Source organism: Ramlibacter lithotrophicus, assembly GCF_012184415.1.
Lineage (GTDB): Bacteria > Pseudomonadota > Gammaproteobacteria > Burkholderiales > Burkholderiaceae_C > Ramlibacter > Ramlibacter lithotrophicus.
In genome coordinates this window covers 268,389-289,612 of record NZ_VTOX01000003.1, presented here as the reverse complement: position 1 = coordinate 289,612, position 21,224 = coordinate 268,389, and the positions used below count along the sequence as shown (strand labels likewise).

Sequence of the window (21,224 nt, the reverse complement as noted above, 5' to 3'; positions counted from 1 at the left end):
TTTTGCCATGCGGGCGGATCGTTGATTTCCTATAGGATATAGGCGCGATCGGGGCCCTCCGCAGCGGGTTTACCCGGCCGGGGAAGCGCCATCGGCTCCGAGGCTCGAGCGGCAACGGGCGATGGCTTGGCCTGCGGGCCGACACCGAAGGAGCGTCGCATGTGGAGCAATCCGTTCGAGGAATTGCAGGGCCGGCGGGTCCTGATCACCGGATCGAGCAGCGGCATCGGCGCGGCAGCCGCGCGGGCGTTCGCCGAATGCGGCGCCACCGTCTCCCTCCACTACTCGTCCCGGCGTGAGGACGCCGACGCCCTCGCTACGCGGATCCTCGCCCAGGGAGGCCATGCGTTCGCGCTGGAGGCCGATCTCGCCGTGCCGGGCGCCGGCACCGCGCTCACCGAAGCGGCAATCGCCGCGATGGGGGGCATCGATGTGCTCATCAACAATGCGGGCGCGCCGTACACGCGCGTAGCCATCGATCGGTTCAACGCGGAACAGGTCCTGCGCATCATCCAGCTGAACGAGCTGGCGGTGATCGAGACCATTCGCGCCGCGTTGCCCCACTTCAGGCGCCAGGGGCGCGGCTGCATCGTCAATACCACCTCGATCGCGGCCCGCAACGGCGGCGGTTTCGGCGTCTCGCTGTATGCAGCGGCCAAGGGCGGTATCGAGGCCCTGTCGCGCAGCGTCGCACGCGAGGAAGGCGCGCACGGCATTCGCGTGAACTGCGTGGCGCCTGGCTACATAGCCACGCCGATCCACGACGTGACTTCGGCGGAACAGTTGCAGCGCTACGTGGATGCGACGCCGCTGGCCCGAGCCGGGTCGCCCGAGGACTGCGTCGGCGCATTCCTGTTCCTCGCCTGCGATCGGCTCAGCGGTTTCGTCACCGGGCAGACCGTCGGCGTCAACGGCGGCATGCACCTGATCTGAAGGGACTCACGCAGGCAGGTCGCTCAATCCCACCTTCTTGCCCGCCGCCACGATCTCCGCCCAGGTCTGGTCGTCCACCAGGATGCCGTCGCGCTCGCGCTTGATGCGCGCCTCGCGCTCCGGATCGCCCGCGATCCGCACGGCGTCGAACCCCTGCGCCGGCGGGCTCTCCTTGAGCCACTCCATGAACGCGGCCGCCTCCTGCTCGAAGCTCTCGCCGGTGCCAAGGCGTTGCGGATCGATCAGGATCGTCACCATGCCATTGAGCACCTCGCGCCGCATGTCCGGCTTGCGGTGCCAGGTGCCGCCGCCCGAGAGGGCGCCGCCCAGCAGTTCGCACGCGATCGCCATGCCGTAGCCCTTGTGCTCGCCGAAGGGCAGCAGCGCCCCGAGCAGGCCATTCGACTGGGGCACGACCACCACGCCGGGCCTGGTCGTCGGTCGGCCATGTTCGTCGATGAGGTAACCCTCCGGCACCTCGCGGCCCTCGTTGTGGGCGACGCGCATCTTGCCTTGCGCGACCCGGCTGGTGGCGAAGTCCAGCACGAACGGGTCGCGGCCCTTGAGCGGAATGCCGATGCAGCAGGGATTGGTACCGAAGCGGCCGTCGGAGCCGCCCCAGGCGGCCACGACGGGCCGCGACAGGACGTTGACGAAGTGGATGGACACCAGCCCGCGCGCCACCGCCATCTCGGCGAAGTGGCCGATGCGGCCCAGGTGGTGCGCCTCACCCAGCGCCATGATGCAGCTGCCGTGCTGCGCGGCGCGCTCCATCGCCAGTTCCATGGCCTGCACGCCCACCACCTGGCCATAGCCGTGCTGGCCGTCGATGGCCAGCATCGCGCCGCCGTCGAAATTCACCTTGATGGCGGCATTGGGCTGCAGGCCGCCTTCCTGGATCGACTCGACGTAGCGCGGGATCATCCCGATGCCGTGCGAGTCGTGGCCGCTCAGGTTGGCCATCACCAGGTTGTCCGCCACCTGCCGCGCCTCGGCGCCGCTGCTGCCCGCGGCCTGCAGGACGCGGGCCATGTCCTGGCGCAGCGCGCCGGCCTGGAAGTTTCTTGCCATCTCCGGACTCCTTGTTCTACATCACCGCGCCCACTTGCCAGGGCACGAATTCGTTCTGGCCGTAGCCGTGCTGCTCGCTCTTGGTCGGCTCGCCCGAGGCGGTCGCGAGCACCTGGCGGAAGATGCGCTCGCCCATCTCCTGGATCGAGGCCTTGCCGTCGATGATCTCGCCGCAATTGATGTCCATGTCCTCCTCCTGGCGCTGCCACAGCGCCGAGTTGGTGGCGAGCTTGAGCGACGGCGACGGCGCGCAGCCGTAGGCCGAGCCGCGGCCGGTCGTGAAGCAGATGATGTTGGCGCCGCCGGCGACCTGGCCGGTGGCGCTCACCGGGTCGTAGCCGGGCGTGTCCATGTAGACGAAGCCGTGTTCCTCGACCGGCTGCGCGTATTCGTACACCGCCTGCAGGTTGCTGGTGCCGCCCTTCGCGACGGCGCCCAGCGACTTCTCCAGGATCGTGGTGAGGCCGCCGGCCTTGTTGCCGGGCGAGGGATTGTTGTTCATCTCGCCGTCGTTCGCCTTCGTGTAGTGCTCCCACCAGCGGATGCGCTCGATCAGCTTCTCGCCGACCTCGCGCCGCACCGCGCGCCGGGTGAGAAGGTGCTCGGCGCCGTAGATCTCGGGTGTTTCGGAGAGGATCGCCGTGCCGCCGTGCGCCACCAGCAGGTCCACCGCGGCGCCGAGCGCCGGGTTGGCACTGATGCCCGAGTAGCCGTCGGAGCCGCCGCATTGCAGGCCGATCGTGATGTGCGAGGCGCTGCATGGTTCGCGCTTCACGGCGTTGGCAACCGGCAGCATCTGCTCGATGAGGGCGATGCCCTTCTGCACGGTCTTGCGCGTGCCGCCGGTGTCCTGGATGTTGAAGACCTTGAGCGTCTCGCCTTCGCGCAGGCTCGAGTGGGCCAGCCAGGCGTTGATCTGGTTGGCCTCGCAGCCGAGCCCCACCACCAGCACGCCCCAGAAGTTCGCGTGAGTCGCATAGCCGGCGAGCGTGCGCTCCAGGATCTGGATCCCCAGCCCCTCGCTGGCCATCCCGCAGCCGGTGCCGTGGGTCAGGGCCACCACGCCGTCGACGTTGGGAAAGGACGCCAGCGCCGCGGGATTGGTCTGGCGCGAGAAGTGGTCGGCGATCGCGCGGGCGGCCGTCGCCGAGCAGTTCACGCTCGACAGGATGCCGATGTAGTTGCGTGTGGCGACGCGTCCGTCGGCGCGCTTGATGCCCATGAAGCTCGCTTCGCGCCGGACGGGCTGCGACTTCACGTCGGCGCCGAAGGCGTAGTCGCGCTCGAAGTCGCCCATGGCCAGGTTGTGCGTGTGCACATGCTCTCCGGCGGCGATCGGCTTGCTGGCAAAGCCGATGATCTGGTTGTAGCGGCGCACCGGTTCGCCGGCGGCGATCGCGCGCGTCGCCACCTTGTGCCCGGCCGGCACGAGTCCCTTGACGGTGATGTTCTCGACGGACGCACCGCCCACGAGCTGGGCGCGGGCGATCAGGACGTCGTCTGCGGGATGGAGGCGGATGAAGGGATTCATGGATTACCTTGCGGGACAGATCGAGAAATTGCGGAGCAATTCCTGCTCGGTCCTCAACTGATTAGAAAAACATCTTCGGCAGCCACAGCACCAGCGCCGGGAAGTAGGTGATCACGGCCAGCGAGAGCAGCAGCGGGATCAGCCACGGCAGGATGGCCATGGTGGTCCGTTCGACGGACAGCTTGGCCACCCGCGCCAGCACGAACAGCACCATGCCCATCGGCGGATGCAGCAGGCCGATCATGAGGTTCAGCACCATCACGAGGCCGAAGTGCACCAGGTCGATGCCGAGTTTCTGGCAGATCGGGATCAGGATGGGCACCAGGATCGTGATCGCCGCGGTCGGCTCCAGGAAGCAGCCGACGAACAGCATCAGCACGTTGGCCAGCAGCAGGAACATCCACGGTTCCTTGGTGAAGGCCAGCACCCACTCGGCGATGGCGGCCGTCACGCCGGTGGCCGTCAGCATCCAGCCGAAGATGCTGGCAGCCGCCACGATGAAAAGCACCGTGGCCGTGGTCTCCACCGTGTCCAGGCAGACCTTGACGAACATCTTCCAGGTGAGCGTGCCGTACCAGGCGAAGCCCAGCACCATGGCCCACAGGCAGGCGGCAATGGCGCCTTCGGTGGGCGTGAAGATGCCGGTGGTCATGCCCCCGATCAGCAGCACGGGCGTCATGATCGGCAGCACCGCCTGGAACCTGAAGAGCTTGTCGGCGGCGAACAGGACGATGAGGCCGGCGAAGACCGTCGGCTGGGCCGGCAGGCCCGCCTTCACGATCAGCAGCCACAGCGCCACCGGCCAGCCGGCCACCACCGCCGTCTCGGCCAGCGCCTTGATCACGCGCGGCCATTCGAACTTGATGTCCGAGCCCCAGCCGTTCTTGTGCGCGAAGTACGCGACGGTGATCATCATCAGCGCGCCGAGCAGCACGCCGGGCAGGATGCCGGCCAGGAACAGGGCGCCGACGCTGACGTTGGCCATCATCCCGTAGATCACGAACGGCAGGCTCGGCGGAATGATCGGGCCGAGCGTCGCCGAGGCCGCCGTGACACCGACGGCGAACTCCGAGCTGTAGCCATGGTCCTTCATGGCCTTGATCTCGATGGTGCCGAGGCCGGCGGCGTCGGCGATGGCGGTGCCGCTCATGCCGGCGAACACCACCGAGCCGACGACGTTCACGTGGCCCAGGCCGCCCTTGAGCCAGCCCACCAGCGCCAGCGCGTAGTTATAGATGCGGTTGGTGATGCCCGCGTTGTTCATCAGGTTGCCGGCCAGGATGAAGAACGGCACGGCCAGCAACGGAAAGCTGTCGATCCCGCTCACCATGCGGTGGATCACCACGAACGGGGGCGAACTCTGCGTCCAGAACAGGTAGATCAGCGAGGCGCCGGCCATCGCGATGGCGACCGGCAGGCCGAGGCCCATCAGGCCGAGAAAAACGATCTTGAGCATGGGTCAGGTCTTCTGCAGGGCTTGCCGGGGCGGGACGGAGAGGTCGTCTTCCATGGTCGACTCCACGCGCTCGAGCACCGTGTAGCCGCGGCGTAGGTGCACGCGCGCGACCCAGAGCGAGCGCAGCAACATGAACACGAAGCCGGCCAGGCAGACGCCGTAGACGACGTTCATCGGCAGGTCGACCAGCGTCATGCGCGCGCTCTGGCCGAGCTTGGTCATCATCTGGATGGTCAGCACGACGGCGGCGCCGAAGAAAGCGATGCGCAAGACGTCCACGACCGTGGCCATCGCGCGGCCCATGCCCGGCGGCATGTAGCGGTAGAAGAAGTCGACCTGGATGTGGTTGTTCTTCGCGACGCCGATCGAGGCGCCGATGAACACCGTGGCGATCAGCAGGTAGCGCGCGATCTCCTCGGTCCAGGCGGCCGAGTCGTTCAGGACGTAGCGGGTGAAGAACTGGTAGAACACGGTGAGCCCGAGCAGCCAGAAGAAGGCGAGGGCCAGCCACGCCTCGCGCGGGGTACCCGAGAGATCCACCGCCTCGTCCTGGGCATGGAACTGCCCGTCGTCTCCCATGACGTGCGGCATGTCGTCGATCGAATGCATGTCTGCTCCTGTTGCTGCTCGTGACCGCTCCAAATGGGACCGCCCCTGTCGCCACGGCGGCAGGGGCGGTGCGGCGCGGTGTTACTTGATGTTGACGATGCGGTCGTAGTCGGCCTGGCGGTAGCCATGGTCGGCCGGCTTGGTGTTCTTCAGCACCTCGGCGCGGAACGCGTTCTTGTCGACCACGATCACGTTCTTGCCCTTCTTCTTGAACTCTTCCACCAGGCGGGCTTCGGAGGCGATGATCTCGCGGCCGGTCTTCTCGGCGGCTTCCTGCATCACGTCGGTGAAGATCTTCTTCTCGTCGGCCGAGAGCTTGCCCCACAGCTGGCCCGAGACCACGGTGAGCAGCGAGTCGACGATGTGGCCGGTCAGCGAGATGTTCTTCTGGACTTCATAGAACTTCTTGGCCTCGATCGTCGGCAGCGGGTTTTCCTGCGCTTCCACGGTGCCGTTCTGCAGCGCCAGGTAGACCTCGGCGAAGGCGATCGGCGTCGGGTTGGCGCCCAGCGACTTCGGGAAGGCGACGTAGGCCGGCGCGTCGGGCACGCGGATCTTCAGGCCCTTCATGTCCTCGGGCTTCGTGATCGGCTTGTTGGACGTGACGTGGCGGGCGCCGTAGTAGTTGAGCGCGGTGATGTGGTTGCCGGTCTTGTCGTCGTAGCCCTTGGCCAGTTCCCTGAACACGTCGCTCTTGGCGTACTTCAGCTGGTGCTCGGCGTCGCGGAAGATGAACGGGAAGTAGGTGATCGCCAGCGGCTTGTAGCTGTTGCCGGCGAAGCTGGCGCCGGTCAGGATGATGTCCACCGTGCCCAGGGTCAGGCCCTGGTTGATGTCCGATTCCTTGCCCAGCGACGAGGCCGGGAACACCTGGATCTCGTACTTGCCGTTGGTGCGCTTCTTGATCTCCTCGCCGGCCCACACGGAGTACTTGTGGAACGGCTCGGACGTCTCGTAGACGTGCGCCCACTTGAGCTTGGTCTGGGCCTGGGCGAGGCCCACGGTGCCCATGGCGCCGGCGGCGACGGCGCACGCGGCGATGAGTTTGATGGCGAAGCGTTTCTGCATGCTGAGGGTCTCCTACGGGTTGAAGTGCTGGGGTCGGGAACTGGGGGCGCGCCGCCAGCTCGCGCTGAACCGGGCGTTGGTCTTGTCCATGTGCTGCTGCATCGCGCTGCGCGCGCCGTCGGCGTCGCGCACGCGGATCGCCGACAGCACGGCATTGTGCTCGTTGATGGCGAGGCGCCAGACGCTCTCGGTCTCGAAGTGGCCGCCCAGGCGCTCGAACAGCGGGCCATGCCGCGCGTCCCAGAACGTCTGCACGGTGTCGAACAGCACGGCGTTCTCGCTGGCCTGGGCGACGGCGGCGTGGAACGCGCGGTCGCCTTCCAGCGGCGCCACGCCGCGTTCGACGTCGGCCTGCATGAAGTCGATCGCCTCGGCGATGGCCTGCAGGTGCCTGCGCTTGGCGTGGGTCGCGGCCAGCGCGGCGATCTCGCCCTCGATCAGGCGCCGGGCGCGCAGCAGCTCCAGCGGGCCCCATTCGGTGGCCGGAACCTGCGGCGCATGGCCATTGAGCGCCGCCGCGTTGCGCGCCTGCACGTACACGCCCGAACCGGTGCGCACCTCGACCCAGCCCTCGACCTCGAGCGCGATCAGCGCCTCGCGCACCGAAGGCCGGCTCACGCCCAGTTGCTTGGCGAGGTCGCGCTCCGCCGGCAGGCGGCTGCCGGCAGTGAATTCGCCGCCGGCGATGAGCGAACGCAGCTGCTCGGCGATCTGCCGGTACAGGCGTTGCGGTTCGACGGTTTGCAGCGGCACGATGGTTCTTAGGGTTCACCGCAAGTGGCCAAGCGGTAAGACCAATTAATATGCGGGCAATCGCCGGGCCGGGCATCGGGCAAAACCCTGAACATGGCCGCACCTCACCGAAGGAAGAAGCAAATGAGACTGCAAGGCAAGACAGCGCTGGTCACCGCGGCCGGCCAGGGAATCGGGCGCGCGACCGCGCTCGCGATGGCAGCCGAAGGCGCGCAGGTCTGGGCGACCGACGTGAATGCGCAGCTGCTCTCGTCCTACGAAGGCGTGGCCAACGTGCGGGCCCTGCCGCTGGACGTGCTCGATCGCGCCGCGATCGGCAAGGTCGTGGCCGCCATGCCGTCGGTCGACGTGCTGTTCAACTGCGCCGGCTTCGTGCACAGCGGCACCGTGCTGCAGGCGAGCGACGAGGAGTGGAACTTCGCGCTGAACCTGAACGTGCGGTCGCAGTTCTGGACCATCCAGGCCGTGCTGCCGCGCATGCTGGACGCCGGGCGCGGCAGCATCGTCAACATGGCCAGCGTGTGCAGCAGCATCAAGGGACTGCCCAACCGGTTCATCTATGGCACGACCAAGGCCGCGGTGATCGGCCTCACGAAAAGCGTGGCCGCCGACTTCGTGGCCGAAGGCATCCGCTGCAACGCGATCTGTCCCGGCACCGTGGACACGCCGTCGCTGCAGGACCGCATCAACGCCTTCGACGATCCCCAGGCCGCCCGCAAGGCGTTCGTCGCGCGCCAGCCCATGGGGCGCCTGGCGCAGGCCCACGAGATCGCGCCGCTGGTGGTGTTCCTCGCCAGCGACGATTCGCAGTTCGTCACCGGCCAGGCCTACAACGTCGACGGCGGCATCACCATATGAACCGGCTCGATTTCGACGGCCGGCACGCGGTCGTCACCGGCGGCGCCACCGGGCTCGGCTTCGCCATCGCGCAGCGGCTGATCGCCTCCGGCGGCAGCGTCACCTTGTGGGACCGCGACGCGGCGGCCATGCAGCGCGCGGTGGCGCAGCTCGGCGAGCGCGCCGGCGCGGTCGAAGTGGACGTGGCGCAGCATGCGTCGGTGCAGGCGGCGGTGCAAGCCACGCTGCGGAAGTCCGCACGCATCGACGCCCTCGTCAACAGCGCCGGCATCACGGGGCCGAACACCAGGGTCTGGGACTATCCGGTCGATGCGTGGCGCCAGGTGATCGACGTGAACCTGAACGGCCTGTTCCATTGCTGCCGCGAAGTCGTCCCGGCGATGCGCGAAGCCGGCTACGGGCGCATCGTCAACATCGCCTCGGTCGCGGGCAAGGACGGCAACCCGAACGCCAGCGCCTACAGCGCCAGCAAGGCCGCCGTCATCGCGCTCACCAAGTCGCTCGGCAAGGAGCTGGCCGACACCGGCGTGCGCGTCAACTGCGTGACGCCGGCGGCCGTGAAGACGGCGATCTTCGACCAGATGAGCGAGCAGCACATCCAGTTCATGCTCTCCAAGATCCCGATGGGCCGCTTCGGCACGCCCGAGGAAGTGGCCGCGCTGGTGGCGTGGCTGTGCACCGAGGAATGCTCGTTCTCCACCGGGGCGGTGTTCGACCTCTCCGGCGGGCGCTCCACCTACTGATCCAGATCCATTGCGGGACAGATCAAGAATTGCGTCGGCAATCCTGCTCTGTCCTCAACACTCCAGGAAAGAAAGGAAGAAACGATGAAACTGGTCCGCTACGGCAACCCCGGCAAGGAAAAGCCCGGCCTGGTCGACGAGGACGGCCGCATCCGCGACCTGAGCGGCGTGGTGCCGGACATCGGTCCCGCGCAGCTCGGCGCGGCGGCCCTGAACAAGCTGCGCAAGGTCAACCCGGCCAAGCTGCCGCTGGTGCGCGGCACGCCGCGCTACGGCTGTCCGGTCAACGGCGTCGGCAAGTTCATCGCCATCGGGCTCAATTACGCTGACCATGCCGCCGAATCCGGCGTGCCCATCCCGAAGGAGCCGGTGGTGTTCATGAAGGCCACCACCTGCCTGCAGGGGCCCAACGATCCGGTGATGCTGCCCAAGGGCTCGGTGAAGACCGACTGGGAAGTGGAACTGGGCGTCGTCATCGGCACGCGCGCGCGCTACGTGTCGCAGAAGGACGCGCTCACGTACGTCGCCGGCTTTGCCGTGGTCAACGACGTGAGCGAGCGCGAGTTCCAGCTGGAGCGCGGCCCGCAGTGGGACAAGGGCAAGGGCTGCGACACCTTCGGGCCGGTCGGCCCGTGGCTCGTCACGACCGACGAAATCGAGAACGTGCAGCGCCTGTCCATGTGGCTGGACGTCAACGGCCAGCGGATGCAGACCGGCAACACCCGCACCATGATCTTCAACGTCGCCAAGCTGGTGAGCTACGTCAGCCAGTTCATGACGCTGATGCCCGGCGACATCATCACGACCGGCACGCCGCCCGGCGTGGGCCTGGGCATGAAGCCGCCGGTCTACCTGAAGAAGGGCGACGTGATGACGCTGGGCATCGAAGGCCTGGGCGAGCAGCGCCAGGTCGTGGTGCCGTTCAAGGCCTGACTGCCGGCGCAGCATCCCGTGCCGCGCCCGGCCGCGGCCGGGCGGCACAGGCCAGGCAGAAGGCGGTGAGCAGCACCAGGAACGCCGCCTTCTCGTAGTGCTGGAAACCGAGGTCGGTGACCATGTTCGGGACCAGCGCCACCAGCGCGCAGGCCGGCCAGTATTCGCCGTGGCCCACGAAGCGGGTCCAGACGAGCCGCACCAGCGCCACCCAGAAGGCAACGTACGCGGCGAGCCCCGGTAACCCCCAGCTGTAGAAGATCTGCGCGATGTCGTTGTGGCTGTGCTGCAGCATCTGCAGGCCGGGCACCATCATCCGCAGGTCGGGATCCAGGTAATAGCTGCGGCCCGTCGCCAGCCACTGCCAGTCCAGCGCCGCGCGCATGTAGTGCCTGAAATAGGCGATGCGCAGTTCGGCCCCGCTCTTGTTCTCGGCGAACAGCAGCCAGAACACGGCGGCGCCCAGCAGCGCCATCACGGCGAGGCCGACCCAGGTCCGCATCCGCCGCGCGCGGCTGGCCCCGACGATCGCCAGCAGCGCGGCCGCCAGTGCGCCGGCGAACGCGCTGCGCGACTGCACCGACAGCGCCGGCACCAGCCAGACGAGCGGCAGCGCCAGCATCGCGCGCCGCGACAGCGGCCAGTCCGGGAGGACGCGTTTTTCGAACACCGGCCCCCACGCGAGATAGAACAGCGGCAGGAACAGCCCCGGGAAGTAATAGGCCTGCCAGGCCAGTCCGGACGCCTGGTAATGGAAGGGCCCGGCATCGCGCGGCAGCAGTTCGATGCGGTGCCAGCTCACCTTCAGGCCCAGCACCGCTTCCAGCGGCATCGCCACCAGGTGCCAGAGGCACACGGCGGCGAAGACCAGCACGACCGCGCGCAGGAGGCGCTCGTCGCGCAGGAACAGCGCCAGGGGCGGCAGGCACAGCAGCAGTGCGGCCTGCGGCGGCAGCGGATGCGGCGGCGCCTCGCCCCGCAACCTGCCGGCGGCTTCCGAGGACAGGATCGCCGCGGCCAGCAGCAGCACCGCCAGCAGCATGGCCCGATGCTCGTGCAGGAGGCGCCGGACCTGTGCGGGCTCGAACACGAGGAACCAGGCGTTGCCCGCTGCCGCCAGTGCGAACAGCACGGCATTCGACGGCGGGGCGACGGTGGCGCCCCGGAATGCGAGGAACAGGAGCCCGGCCAGCCACAGCGTGGCGAAGGAGCGGGCGATCAGGGGGTGGCTGGCAGGCAAGGGCGCGGCGGCTGAAAAGCTGGCGCATTCTACTGACCGGTCGGCCGCCGCCGTCCGGCCGCCGCTGCTGTTCAGCTGACCCGACCTTGAGGTACCGCAACCACGGACAGCGCGAGCGCTGCTACTCTGAATCTGCTGATGAGGAGTGACCGCTGACGATGCACCGCGTCCTTCGGACGCGGGCGGCAGCCGGTTCGCCGTCGGCGCAGCAGCAGGGACTGCACGGTATCCATGAGCACGACCGAAACCAAACCAGCGGTTGCCTTCGCCGCGTCCAGCCTGCCTCCTGTTTCTCCCCAGATGCCGCCAGCCGACATGCTGCTGGGCGGCGCGATGTTCGAGCCGGCCCCGGCGCGGCCCGCGCCGCAGCCGGCCTCGCCGCAGCCTGCGGGCGAGCCGGCGCCGGTGCTGCGGCTGGCCGTGAAAGGCCTCAAGCCGATCGAGCGCCAGCTCCTGGAGGGCCTGGTCAAGGTCTCCCAGCGCCGCAGTCCGCGCCTGGCCATCCTCGATGCGCAGGCGGCGCGCGACGCCGACGTGATCGTGGTCGACGCCCGCGACCCGGCCGCCGTGGCCTGGGCCCAGCAGCGGCCCTGGCTGGCGCAGCGCGCGGTGATCTGGATCGACGGGGCGCAAGCCGGGCCGGGCCACACCCTGCTGCGCCGTCCGGTGCAGTGGCCGATCCTGCCCATGGTGCTGGCGCGCGCGCTGGAGCGCGGCCCCGGTACGGCAGCCACCGCGACGCCCGCGGCGCCGCAGGCCGCGCGGCCCACCGCCGCCCCTTCGCGCACGGCCCGGATCCTGGTCGTGGACGACAGCCTGGCCGTGCGGGTGCACCTGCGCTCGCTGCTCGAGGCGCGCGGCTACCAGATCGCCGAAGCCGACAGCGTGGCCGCCGCGATGGCGCGCATCGAGGAGGGCCGCTTCGACTGCGTCCTGATGGACGTGCTGATGCCGCAGGTGGACGGCTACGAAGGCTGTCACCGGATCAAGGCGCGGCTGCGCGGCGCCGACGCGCTGCCGGTCGTGATGCTCACCAGCAAGGGTTCACCCTTCGACCGCATCCGCGGAAAGATGGCCGGCTGCGACGCGTACCTGACCAAGCCGGTCGACCCCCAGCACCTGGGCGAAGTGCTCGCGCAACAAGTCGGCGCGGGCACGGCGCGCACCGCGCCCGCGGTGCCGGTGCGACGCATCGATCCCAACGCGGCCCGCTGACCCGGGCCCGTGCCGATCCACCCGCCATCCACAAGGAGCATCCGAATGTCCCGCAGAGTCCTCATCGTCGACGACGCGCTGGCCGACCGCAGCAACCTCGAGCGCATCGTGTCGGGCGCCGGCCATGTCGCGCTGCTTGCCGAGTCCGGCCTGCAGGCGATCGAGCGGGCCAGGCGCGACAAGCCCGACGTGATCCTGATGGACGTGAACATGCCCGACATGGACGGCTTCGCCGCCACCCGCAAGCTCAAGGCGGACGAGGCGACGAAGCACATCCCGATCGTCTTCGTCACCGGCAAGAACCAGAAGGCCGACATGGCCTGGGGCCAGATGCTGGGCGCCAAGGGCTACGTGACCAAGCCCTACAGCGCGGACCAGATCCTGGCCCAGCTGAATGCCTGAACCGTCCGCGATGGACAGCTGGGCATCGCCGACCGCGGGGACGCTGCTGACGCCGACGCAGGCGCTGCTGCGCGGCTTCGTCTTCGAGGAACCGGCCGCGCCGGTCCTGGCCGCCGCCGGCCCGCCGGCGGCCGCGGCGCTGTTGCGGCAGGGCTTCCGGATCGGTGGGCTGCGGCTGATGGTCCGTTACCAGGACGGCAGCGAGCTCACGGACCTGCCGGCGGTCTATCGCCTGCCGGGTGCGCCCGCGTGGTTCCTCGGCATGGCCAACCTGCACGGCGCGCTGGTGCCCGTGTTCGATCTCGCCGTGCTCTTCGCCGTGGCGCATGACGAGGGCAAGCCCATGTTGCTGGTGCTGGGGCACGGCGAAGCACGGGCCGGCATCGTCATCGACGGACTGCCGGTGCGGCTGCGCCTGGACCCCCAGGACCGGCTCGCCGACGCGGCGCTGCCGCCGCGGCTGGCGCCATGTGCCGACGGCGCGTGGTGGAGCGACGGCGCCGACTGGATCGACCTGCAGGTGGAAGCGTTGCTGGCGCAACTGGCCGCCGAGCTCGCGGTGCCGGCCTGACGCGTGTGGACAAGTTGACTGGAGTGCGTGAATGAAACTGCTGGACCTGAAGATCCGTACCAAGCTGGTGATTGCGTTCGGCGGACTGCTGGCGCTCGCCGGCCTCTTTGCCGGCGTAGCCGCCTGGGAAATGCGCGAGCTGAACACCTTGCAGCAGCAGACGCAGGGCAAGACGGCGCTGCTGGCGCGCGCCGACAACGCGATGTGGGAACTGCGGTTCCAGCTGGCCCAGTACGTGCTGTATCCAGATGCGGCGAACCGGCAGCGGATCAACGAAGCCGGCCCCAAGCAGCTGGCGATCGTCGAAGAGAACTTCCGCGCGTTCGCGGCAATGGACGGCCTCACCGCGGACGAGGTGGAAGGGCACAAGCGGATGACGGAGGCCTACGCGGTGTACAAGGAGAAGCGCCCCGCGTGGTTCGCGCTGGTCGACCAGGGCAAGGCCGAGGAAGCCTCGGTGTACCGGGCCAACCACACCAATCCGGCGGCCGCCGCCACGGTGAAGGCGCTGGGCGAACTGCTCGACACGACCACGCGCAGCGATGCGCAGCGGCGCGAGCAGCAGCAGAAGACCGGCGACGTCCTGCTGGCGATCGCCGCGGTGATCATGCTGCTGACCACCGGCGCCGCGGCGTATTTCCTCTACCGCGATGTCAACCGGCCGCTGGCGCGGCTGCAGGAGACCATCGAGCGGATCAAGGCGGGCGACCACGAGGCGCGGGCCGGGCTCACCACCGACGACGAACTGGGCCAGGTGGCCAAGAACTTCGACCGCCTGCTCGACGAGCGGATCGCCGCGCAACGCGCCGCGGAGGAGGAGAACCTGCGCCTGAACAACTCGGTGATCGCGATCCTGGAGTCGGTCAACCTGCTGTCGCAGCGCGACCTCACCGTCCGCGCCCCGGTGACGCAGGACGTGCTCGGCACGGTGGCGGACTCGATCAACGCCTTGACCGAAGAAACGTCCAGGGTGCTCCACGGCGTGACCCGGATCGCCGGGCAGGTGGCGCAGGCTTCCGGCAAGGTGCAGGAGCAGGCGGCGCTGGTCTCGCGGACCGCGCAGGACGAGCGCAGCGGCGTCGCGCAGATGATCGAGTCGCTGGCCGACGCCACCCAGACGATGAACCAGATCTCGGCGCTGGCCGAGCAGTCGAACCTCTCGGCCGAGCAGGCGACGGTGGCGACCGACACCGCCCTGGACACCGTGACGGGGACCGTCCGCGGGATGGAATCGATCCGCGAGACGATCGCGGAAACGGAGAAGCGCATCAAGCGCCTGGGCGAGCGGTCGCAGGAAATTTCGGGCATCGTCAACCTGATCAACACCATCTCCGAACGGACCCACGTGCTGGCGCTCAATGCCTCGATGCAGGCGGCGGTGGCCGGCGAGGCGGGTCGCGGCTTCGCGGTCGTGGCCGAGGAAGTGCAGCGCCTGGCGGAAAGCTCGCGCAACGCCACGCAGCAGATCGCCACGCTGGTGAACAACATCCAGCTGGAGACCAACGAGACCATCAGCACCGTGAACCGCACCATCGGCCAGGTGGTGCAGGGTTCCGAGCAGGCCCAGAAGGCGGGCGAGCAGATGCGCCGCACCCAGGAGATCACCGGCCAGCTGGTGGCGCAGGTGAGGAAGATCGGCGAGGCGTCCGACCTGCAGAAGAGCGTGTCGGCCAACCTGCTGGGTTCGGTGCAGCGCATCGGCGAGAGCACCGAGCGCACGGCGCAGCAGATCGACGCCCAGAACCAGGACACGGAGACGCTGCTCCAGTCCGCGCAGCGGCTGGTCGAGTCGGTGAACGTGTTCAAGCTGCCGTTGCCGGCGGCCTAGGCGGCCGGCGTGAAACTCGACGAGCTGATCGAAGCGCTGGCCGGCGAGGTCGAGGCCGCGCAGCCGCGGCTCGAGCGCTGCCTGGACGAGCTGGCGGCGCTTGACGCGGAGGCGCCGGCGTTCCTCGACGCGCTGGAGCAGTACGCCGGGCAGGCGCAGCGCATGGGCGAAGCCGCCGAAATGGCCGGTTTCCCCGGCCTGCAGGCGGTGTGCAACCACGTGCTGGAAAACACGCTCATGGCGGCCATGCTGGAGCCGCCGGAGCGCGCGCCGCTCGTCGAGTTCCTGCGCGGCTGGCCGCCGCTGATGGCCTACTACCTGCGCAACGTGAGCGACCCGTCCGCCGCCACCGGGCTGGTCGACCACCTGGTCAAGGCGCCGCACCCGCTGGAGGAAGACCAGTCGCTCAAGATGATGCACATGCTGGGCGCGATGCCGCGGCAGGTGCTGCCGGGCATGCTCGCCGACCAGCCGGCGCGGCCGGTGCTCGCGACGCGCGAGGACGTCGCGCTCGAGATGCCGGCGGACGTCGACCAGAAACTGCTGGAAGGCTTCTTCCACGAAGCGCCGGAACAGGCGCGCTACCTGGTCCAGCTCGCGCGCAACATGGTCTCGGGGGAGGGCGACAGCTCCGACCTCGTCGCCGCCAAGCGGGTCGCGCACACGCTGAAGGGCTCGGGCGCGATCATCGGGCTGCGGGGCCTGGCTTCGCTGGGGCACCACTTCGAGGACATCCTGGAGCATTTCGAGCACGCCGGCGGCCAGGTGGCGAGGCCGGCGGCCGACGCGCTGCTGGACGCCGCCTACTGCCTCGAGCAGATGGTGGGGTACGCCACCGGCGCGGACGACGAGCCCCAGCAGGCGCAGGCGGTGCTGCAGCGGGTGCTCGACCTGGCCAACCGCATCGATCGCGGCGAGTCGCTGGAGGTGGCGCTCGAACGGGTGGCCGCCCCGGCCGAAGGCGGGGCGCCGGCCGCGCCGGGCGTCGCGCGGCTGGGCGCGCCCACGGCCGCGCCGGGCGCCGCCCTGCGGGTGAGCGTGGAGCACGTCGACGAGCTGTTCCGCCTGTCGGGCGAGGTGTCGGTGCACAGCGCCGCGATGGAGGCGCACCTGAAGCAATTGCACGAGCAGGCCCGGGAACTGCTGGCGCAGAACCTGCGCGTGCAGAAGCGCCTGTTCGAGCTGGAGACGCTGGTCGACGCGCCACGGCTGACCGGGCCAGGGCGGCGCGCCGCCCATGACGGGTTCGATCCGCTGGAGATGAACCAGTACAGCGAGCTGCACAGCAGCGCGCACGCCCTGATGGAAGAAGCCAGCGATGCCCGCATGCTGGCGCAGCGGCTCGAGGAAGGCCTCGCGCAACTCGGGGGCGTGCAACTGCGCCACGCCCGGCTGGCCAAGGACCTGCAGCACCTCGTGATCGGCACCCGCATGACCGAGGCCGCCGTGATCGAGTCGCGGTTGCAGCGCAACGTGCGCTCGACGTGCCAGGCGACCGGCAAGCAGGCGCTGCTGGCCGTGGCGGGCGGCGCGACTCGCATCGATTCGGACGTGCTGGTCCGCCTGACCGAGCCCCTGCTGCACCTGCTGCGCAATGCGGTGGACCACGGCCTCGAGTTCCCCGAAGAGCGCGCCGCCGCCGGCAAGGACCCGGTCGGCCGCATCGAGCTGTCCTTCGCGCGGCAGGGCCAGCAGGTGGTCCTGCGCTGCAGCGACGATGGCCGCGGTCTGGACCTGCCCGCGATCCGGCAGCGCGCGGTCGAGCGCGGGCTGGTGGCCGCCGACCAGCCGCTGGCCGACGAGGAAATCTCGCGCCTGATCCTGCTGCCCGGCTTTTCGACCGCCGACGCGGTGAGCGAAGTGTCCGGCCGCGGCATCGGGCTGGACGTCGTGCGCGAGTGGGCGGCCAGCGTCGGCGGCAGCGTCGGCATCGAGTCGCGCCCCGGTCGCGGCTGCACGCTGGAATTGCGCTTCGCCGCGTCGCTCTCGACGATCCAGTCGCTGATCGTGGAGGCCGGCGGCCAGCGCTTCGCGCTGCCGACGCTGGCCATCGAGCAGGCGGTGCCGCGCGGCGCGGGCCGCTTCGAGCCGCTTGGCGGCCGGCTGGTGTACCGCTGGGGCAAGCGTGTGCTGCCGGCCCGCTGCCTCGCCGAGGCCTGCGGTCTGGGCGCGGACGCGGAAGCGCCCCCGCCTGAGCGCGATGCCGTGATCGTGCGGGTCGATCGGGAGACGATCGCGCTCGCGGTGGACCGGCTGGTCGACTCGCGGGAGTTGCTGGTCAAGAGTCCCGGCCGCTACGCGCGCCACCTGCGCGGCGTGGTGGGGCTGGCCATTCTCGGCGACGGCAGCGTCGCCGTGAACCTGGACCTGGCGCAGCTGCTGTCCGCCGCCGCCGCCCCACGCGCGGCCGTGGCGCCGGCGGCCCCCGGCGCGACCGCGGGCGTGCCGGCGCTGCCGGGCGTGCTGATCGTCGACGACGCGCTGTCGGTGCGCAACACGCTGGTGCAACTGGTGCAGGACGCGGGCTTCCGGGCCGAGGCGGCGCGCGACGGCGTCGAGGCGATCGACGCGTTGCGGCAGTTCCGGCCCGACGTCGTGCTCACCGACCTGGAGATGCCGAACATGAACGGCATCGAGCTCACCAGCCACATCCGCGCGCGCGCCGACCTGCAGGGGCTGCCGGTGATCATGATCACCTCCCGCTCCCAGGAGAAGCACCGCCGGCTGGCGACCGAAGCCGGAGTCGACACCTACATCACCAAGCCCTACAACGACGCCGAGCTGCTGCTGACGATCCGGCAGGCGCTGGCGGCGTGAAGGCCGGGCCCATGACAGCAGTGTCCGGCACCGTCCCGCCGCCAGCGCAGGGCAGCGCAGGCCGCGGGAACTTCGTCGTGCTGCGCGCCGGCACCTTGCGGCTGCTGCTGCCGCACGCGGACGTGGCCGCCGCGGAACACATTGGGGAGGCGCCGCTTGGCGTGGCGCAAGCCGGCATCTTCGAGCTCGAAGTGCGAGGCGAGCGGCGCGCCGTCGTCGCGCTGTCGGAGCAGCTGCGGCCGCTGGAGCGCTTTCCGGCCGGCCGCTTCGTGCTGGCGCGGCTGCACGGAGGCGAGGCGTCGTTCGCCTGGGACGAAGTGCGGGTGCTGATCGACGCGGCGGTCGAGGCGCGGCCGCTGCCACCCGCCATGCGTGGCGCGGGCAGTCCCATCGACGGCTACGTGCAGCTCGGCGAAGAGCTGCTGTTGTGCGCCACCGCGCCGCGCGTGCTCGCGTACGCGGCCGGCGCCGGAGACCTGACATGACCGAGAGCGATCTGCTGGCGACCATGGACGATGCGCCGCCGGACGCGGCCGACGGCTCGGCGCCGTTCACAGCGCCGGCCCGGCTCCTCGAGTACCGGCGCGGCGGCTTCGTCGCCTTCGCGCCGCACACCACCATGGCGCTGCTCGAGGAGCCGCCGGTCACGCCCGTGCCCGGCGCGCCGTATTACTGCGTCGGCCTCATCCCCTGGCAGGACGGCCACGTGCCGCTGCTGGACCTGAACACGCTGCTGCAAGCCTGTCCGCCGAGCGAGCCGGCGCCGCTGGGGCACGCGCTCGTGCTGGCGTGGCAGGCGGCCCCGGGCGCGCCGCTGGAGTACGGTGCCGTGTGCGCACGTTCCCTGGTGCAGATGATCGAAGTGAGCGACGGCCAGGCCTGCGACCTGCCGTCCGACAGCGACCTCTGGCCGTGGATCGCGATCGCCTGCTTCGAGCACGGGGGGCGGGCCGTGCCGGTGGTGGATACCGCCCGCCTGTTCGCGGAGTTGCGGCGATGAGGCCGGCCCCGGCCGGCGCGGCCGACCGCGCGCAGCGGTAGCGACGCCATGCACCGGTTCACCTACGAAGACGGCGCGCGGCTGCTGACTTCCGAGCTGGCGCTGCCCGACCTGAGCCTGGCCGACGCCATCAGCGTCGTGCCGTGGATGCGCCTCACGCTGGCGCGGCCGGACGCGGTCCTGTTTCGCGCCGGGGGACCCAGCCACCAGTTCCTCGTGTTGCTGCTCGATGGCGACGCGGTCGTCGAAGGGCAGCTGGTCGGCGGCAAGGAGGCCGTCGTGCTGCGCACACTCGCCGCGGGAAGCCTGTTCGGCGAGCTCGGCACGCTGGACAGCATCACGCGGTCGGTGCTGGTGCGGGCGACGTCGGACACCTGCCTCGCAACGCTGGACGACCAGGCGCTGGCGCAGATCGTGCGCGACAAGCCGGACCTCGGCTGCGCCCTGCTGCGCGCCGTGCTGGCACACGTAACGCGGCGCCTGCGCTCGGCCAACAACAAGATCGAGGCGCTCAACGAGATCAATCACACGCTGCGGGCGGAGTGGCGGGCCGAGTCGAGGTTCGACGAGCAGACCCGCGCCCGGCTCAGCGTGCTCATGAAGCTGGAGCAGCGCCTGGGCGTTTCCAGCGGGGGGATGGAGAGCGCGGAGCGCACGCGGCCCGACTGACGCCCGGCCGACATTTGCATCCCCATTCAGTACGAACTGAATCGTCTGGAAACACCTTATGCGTTTCGACACGCGAATGTCTGCGTTTTTCCAACAAATTCACGGTCTTCGCCGTGCGATCGGCGCTATATCTGCAGTCCTGATGCGGAGGCGGCCTTTTATCCACTCCGTATCCCCAGCGTTGTCCCCAGTAAATCCAGAGACTTGTGCTCTGGCACCGGCCGAAAGGCGACGATGCGAACAGCGTGCAGGGAACTCGCAGCGGACCTCGTCTTCAGCAAGAAGGCGTCGCAGGCGGGCGCCGCGTTGGCGGTCGTTGCCATGGTGACGGCGGCGGCATTCCTCCTTCGCTTTGCCATCGACCCGTTCCTTACGGACAAGCATCAGTACCTGCCGGCTTACGGCGCCGTCGCGGTCGGCACCTGGCTGGTCGGCTGGCGCGCCGGAGCGCTGATCGCGCTGGTGTGCCTGGCGTGGGGCGAAGTCTTCGAGCCGCGCCACCCGGCGGATCTTGACAACTTGCATAACGCGCTCGCGTTGATGGGCTACCTCGCGGCATCGGTAACCATCGTGTCGCTGGCGGAGTGGCTGCGGCGCGACAAGCTGGAAACCATCACGATCGTGGACGAACTGCGGGAGGCGGACCGGCGCAAGTCGGATTTCATGGCGCTGCTCGGCCACGAACTGCGCAAGCCCCTGGCGACCATTGCCATGGGTGGCAAGATCCTGAGGACCGGCACGCTCGACCCCATGGCGGTGCAAGGCACGCTGGACATGGTCGAGCGGCAGACCGAACGCATGTCGCGCCTGGTGGGCGATCTCCTGGACGTTTCGCGACTGGACACCGGCAAGCTGTCCCTGCAGCGGCAGATGGTGGACGTGTTTCTCCTTGTGCAGGACGCGGTCACGGAGGCGCGTTGCGCCACGGCCGGCAGGCAGCAGCGGGTCGTGCTGCTGCAGCCGGCGCCGGCTGGGTTTGTGTACGCGGACCCGCTGCGCCTGCACCAGATCGTCGTGAATCTGGTCCGGAATGCGTCCAGGTTTTCGCCCAAGGGCTGCGCGATCGAGGTGACCGTTTGCGGCGAGAAGCACCAGGTGCTCATTGCCGTGCAGGACCATGGTATCGGCATCCCGCCCTCTCAGCTGGAGCGCATCTTCGATCCATCTGTCCAGATTCCTGCTGCCAGATGCGAAAGGCGCGGCGTCGGACTGGGGCTGACCTTGACGCGCGAGCTGGCCCAGATGCACGGTGGCCAGGTTCGCGCCTTCAGTGCAGGCATCGGCCGCGGGGCCCGGTTCGTGGTGAGCCTTCCGCGGGCCCTGTCGGACGCCCACCCTGCCGGGGCGGGCGGCGGCGCGGGTTCTCCGGGCCGGCCCGGAGCGGCAGCCGACACGCGACGGTTTCAGGCCGTGGCTCGGGATTGGCCGTGAGCCCGAAATCACGCCGTCCGCAGCGGCCGGTCGCCTCGATCGAGGACCTGATCCTTGCCGTGCGCCGGGAAAGTGCCGCTGCGCTCAGCACGGCCG

At 69.5% G+C, this 21,224-nt stretch carries 20 protein-coding genes; 13 read left to right on the top strand and 7 right to left on the bottom strand.

Translation table 11 applies throughout. From position 1 onward, the window contains the following. Positions 1 to 159: 159 nt before the first annotated feature. Positions 160 to 933, top strand: a complete 774-nt coding sequence (locus RAMLITH_RS11260) for an SDR family NAD(P)-dependent oxidoreductase (RefSeq protein ID WP_168107495.1) — start codon at positions 160 to 162, stop codon at positions 931 to 933. A 6-nt stretch (positions 934 to 939) separates the two neighbouring features. Here RAMLITH_RS11260 and RAMLITH_RS11255 read toward each other — a convergent pair whose 3' ends face one another. From RAMLITH_RS11255 to RAMLITH_RS11230, 6 genes are all read right to left on the bottom strand, one after another. Further along, on the bottom strand, positions 940 to 2,004 hold the full coding sequence (locus RAMLITH_RS11255; protein WP_168107494.1) for a malate/lactate/ureidoglycolate dehydrogenase: 1,065 nt from the start codon (positions 2,002 to 2,004) through the stop codon (positions 940 to 942). Positions 2,005 to 2,020: 16 nt separating this feature from the next. Then, positions 2,021 to 3,535: a UxaA family hydrolase gene (locus RAMLITH_RS11250; RefSeq protein ID WP_168107493.1), complete on the bottom strand. Its 1,515-nt coding sequence runs from the start codon at positions 3,533 to 3,535 to the stop codon at positions 2,021 to 2,023. A gap of 61 nt (positions 3,536 to 3,596) precedes the next feature. Next, a complete protein-coding gene (locus tag RAMLITH_RS11245) occupies positions 3,597 to 4,991 on the bottom strand; it encodes a TRAP transporter large permease (protein ID WP_168107492.1) in 1,395 nt (464 codons plus the stop codon). 3 nt (positions 4,992 to 4,994) lie between these two features. After that, positions 4,995 to 5,600: a TRAP transporter small permease gene (locus tag RAMLITH_RS11240; RefSeq protein WP_168107491.1), complete on the bottom strand. Its 606-nt coding sequence runs from the start codon at positions 5,598 to 5,600 to the stop codon at positions 4,995 to 4,997. A gap of 81 nt (positions 5,601 to 5,681) precedes the next feature. Further along, positions 5,682 to 6,668 (bottom strand): sialic acid TRAP transporter substrate-binding protein SiaP, encoded by a 987-nt coding sequence (locus tag RAMLITH_RS11235; protein ID WP_168107490.1) that lies wholly within the window; start codon positions 6,666 to 6,668, stop codon positions 5,682 to 5,684. A gap of 12 nt (positions 6,669 to 6,680) precedes the next feature. Further along, positions 6,681 to 7,421 carry a GntR family transcriptional regulator gene (locus tag RAMLITH_RS11230; protein ID WP_168107489.1) on the bottom strand — a complete coding sequence of 247 codons (741 nt, stop codon included), beginning with the start codon at positions 7,419 to 7,421 and terminating at the stop codon, positions 6,681 to 6,683. 123 nt (positions 7,422 to 7,544) lie between these two features. Between RAMLITH_RS11230 and RAMLITH_RS11225 the strand changes: the two genes are divergently transcribed. The 3 genes from RAMLITH_RS11225 to RAMLITH_RS11215 all read left to right on the top strand — a co-directional run bounded on the left by RAMLITH_RS11225 (position 7,545) and on the right by RAMLITH_RS11215 (position 9,955). Then, positions 7,545 to 8,279, top strand: coding sequence for an SDR family oxidoreductase (locus RAMLITH_RS11225; protein WP_168107488.1), 735 nt, complete (start codon positions 7,545 to 7,547; stop codon positions 8,277 to 8,279). Continuing rightward, positions 8,276 to 9,022 carry an SDR family NAD(P)-dependent oxidoreductase gene (locus RAMLITH_RS11220; RefSeq protein ID WP_168107487.1) on the top strand — a complete coding sequence of 249 codons (747 nt, stop codon included), beginning with the start codon at positions 8,276 to 8,278 and terminating at the stop codon, positions 9,020 to 9,022. The genes RAMLITH_RS11225 and RAMLITH_RS11220 overlap by 4 nt, the downstream gene beginning before the upstream one ends. Before the next feature lie 84 nt (positions 9,023 to 9,106). Further along, the gene (locus RAMLITH_RS11215) at positions 9,107 to 9,955 is read left to right on the top strand and encodes a fumarylacetoacetate hydrolase family protein (protein ID WP_168107486.1); all 849 of its coding nucleotides are present in this window, start codon (positions 9,107 to 9,109) and stop codon (positions 9,953 to 9,955) included. Here the strand turns inward: RAMLITH_RS11215 and RAMLITH_RS11210 are convergent. Beyond that, positions 9,945 to 11,195, bottom strand: coding sequence for an O-antigen ligase family protein (locus RAMLITH_RS11210; RefSeq protein WP_168107485.1), 1,251 nt, complete (start codon positions 11,193 to 11,195; stop codon positions 9,945 to 9,947). The two genes, RAMLITH_RS11215 and RAMLITH_RS11210, sit on opposite strands and share 11 nt — an antisense overlap. A 231-nt stretch (positions 11,196 to 11,426) precedes the next feature. Here RAMLITH_RS11210 and RAMLITH_RS11205 point away from each other — a divergent pair, with 231 nt between their 5' ends. The 9 genes from RAMLITH_RS11205 to RAMLITH_RS11165 all read left to right on the top strand — a co-directional run bounded on the left by RAMLITH_RS11205 (position 11,427) and on the right by RAMLITH_RS11165 (position 21,128). Next, positions 11,427 to 12,410, top strand: a complete 984-nt coding sequence (locus RAMLITH_RS11205; protein ID WP_168107484.1) for a response regulator — start codon at positions 11,427 to 11,429, stop codon at positions 12,408 to 12,410. A gap of 45 nt (positions 12,411 to 12,455) precedes the next feature. Then, a complete protein-coding gene (locus tag RAMLITH_RS11200) occupies positions 12,456 to 12,812 on the top strand; it encodes a response regulator (RefSeq protein ID WP_168107483.1) in 357 nt (118 codons plus the stop codon). Beyond that, positions 12,805 to 13,383, top strand: a complete 579-nt coding sequence (locus RAMLITH_RS11195) for a chemotaxis protein CheW (protein WP_168107482.1) — start codon at positions 12,805 to 12,807, stop codon at positions 13,381 to 13,383. The genes RAMLITH_RS11200 and RAMLITH_RS11195 overlap by 8 nt, the downstream gene beginning before the upstream one ends. Before the next feature lie 31 nt (positions 13,384 to 13,414). Further along, positions 13,415 to 15,211, top strand: coding sequence for a HAMP domain-containing methyl-accepting chemotaxis protein (locus RAMLITH_RS11190; protein WP_168107481.1), 1,797 nt, complete (start codon positions 13,415 to 13,417; stop codon positions 15,209 to 15,211). A gap of 9 nt (positions 15,212 to 15,220) precedes the next feature. Next, a complete protein-coding gene (locus RAMLITH_RS11185; RefSeq protein ID WP_168107480.1) occupies positions 15,221 to 18,028 on the top strand; it encodes a response regulator in 2,808 nt (935 codons plus the stop codon). 11 nt (positions 18,029 to 18,039) lie between these two features. After that, the gene (locus RAMLITH_RS11180) at positions 18,040 to 18,513 is read left to right on the top strand and encodes a hypothetical protein (protein WP_168107479.1); all 474 of its coding nucleotides are present in this window, start codon (positions 18,040 to 18,042) and stop codon (positions 18,511 to 18,513) included. Further along, positions 18,510 to 19,028, top strand: a complete 519-nt coding sequence (locus RAMLITH_RS11175) for a chemotaxis protein CheW (RefSeq protein WP_168107478.1) — start codon at positions 18,510 to 18,512, stop codon at positions 19,026 to 19,028. The genes RAMLITH_RS11180 and RAMLITH_RS11175 overlap by 4 nt, the downstream gene beginning before the upstream one ends. Before the next feature lie 48 nt (positions 19,029 to 19,076). Beyond that, positions 19,077 to 19,697 carry a cyclic nucleotide-binding domain-containing protein gene (locus tag RAMLITH_RS11170; protein ID WP_168107477.1) on the top strand — a complete coding sequence of 207 codons (621 nt, stop codon included), beginning with the start codon at positions 19,077 to 19,079 and terminating at the stop codon, positions 19,695 to 19,697. Between the two features lie 204 nt (positions 19,698 to 19,901). Further along, positions 19,902 to 21,128 carry an ATP-binding protein gene (locus RAMLITH_RS11165; protein WP_168107476.1) on the top strand — a complete coding sequence of 409 codons (1,227 nt, stop codon included), beginning with the start codon at positions 19,902 to 19,904 and terminating at the stop codon, positions 21,126 to 21,128. Positions 21,129 to 21,224 lie beyond the last annotated feature (96 nt).

What these genes read in the sequence shown, in the direction of transcription:
- RAMLITH_RS11170 (WP_168107477.1), top strand. Translation starts at nt 19,077, where the DNA reads ATGCACCGGTTCACCTACGAAGACGGCGCGCGGCTGCTGACTTCCGAG.
- RAMLITH_RS11250 (WP_168107493.1), bottom strand. Translation starts at nt 3,535, where the DNA reads ATGAATCCCTTCATCCGCCTCCATCCCGCAGACGACGTCCTGATCGCC.
- RAMLITH_RS11235 (WP_168107490.1), bottom strand. Translation starts at nt 6,668, where the DNA reads ATGCAGAAACGCTTCGCCATCAAACTCATCGCCGCGTGCGCCGTCGCC.
- RAMLITH_RS11215 (WP_168107486.1), top strand. Translation starts at nt 9,107, where the DNA reads ATGAAACTGGTCCGCTACGGCAACCCCGGCAAGGAAAAGCCCGGCCTG.
- RAMLITH_RS11175 (WP_168107478.1), top strand. Translation starts at nt 18,510, where the DNA reads ATGACCGAGAGCGATCTGCTGGCGACCATGGACGATGCGCCGCCGGAC.
- RAMLITH_RS11190 (WP_168107481.1), top strand. Translation starts at nt 13,415, where the DNA reads ATGAAACTGCTGGACCTGAAGATCCGTACCAAGCTGGTGATTGCGTTC.
- RAMLITH_RS11220 (WP_168107487.1), top strand. Translation starts at nt 8,276, where the DNA reads ATGAACCGGCTCGATTTCGACGGCCGGCACGCGGTCGTCACCGGCGGC.
- RAMLITH_RS11205 (WP_168107484.1), top strand. Translation starts at nt 11,427, where the DNA reads ATGAGCACGACCGAAACCAAACCAGCGGTTGCCTTCGCCGCGTCCAGC.
- RAMLITH_RS11195 (WP_168107482.1), top strand. Translation starts at nt 12,805, where the DNA reads ATGCCTGAACCGTCCGCGATGGACAGCTGGGCATCGCCGACCGCGGGG.
- RAMLITH_RS11240 (WP_168107491.1), bottom strand. Translation starts at nt 5,600, where the DNA reads ATGCATTCGATCGACGACATGCCGCACGTCATGGGAGACGACGGGCAG.
- RAMLITH_RS11225 (WP_168107488.1), top strand. Translation starts at nt 7,545, where the DNA reads ATGAGACTGCAAGGCAAGACAGCGCTGGTCACCGCGGCCGGCCAGGGA.
- RAMLITH_RS11260 (WP_168107495.1), top strand. Translation starts at nt 160, where the DNA reads ATGTGGAGCAATCCGTTCGAGGAATTGCAGGGCCGGCGGGTCCTGATC.
- RAMLITH_RS11200 (WP_168107483.1), top strand. Translation starts at nt 12,456, where the DNA reads ATGTCCCGCAGAGTCCTCATCGTCGACGACGCGCTGGCCGACCGCAGC.
- RAMLITH_RS11245 (WP_168107492.1), bottom strand. Translation starts at nt 4,991, where the DNA reads ATGCTCAAGATCGTTTTTCTCGGCCTGATGGGCCTCGGCCTGCCGGTC.
- RAMLITH_RS11180 (WP_168107479.1), top strand. Translation starts at nt 18,040, where the DNA reads ATGACAGCAGTGTCCGGCACCGTCCCGCCGCCAGCGCAGGGCAGCGCA.
- RAMLITH_RS11255 (WP_168107494.1), bottom strand. Translation starts at nt 2,004, where the DNA reads ATGGCAAGAAACTTCCAGGCCGGCGCGCTGCGCCAGGACATGGCCCGC.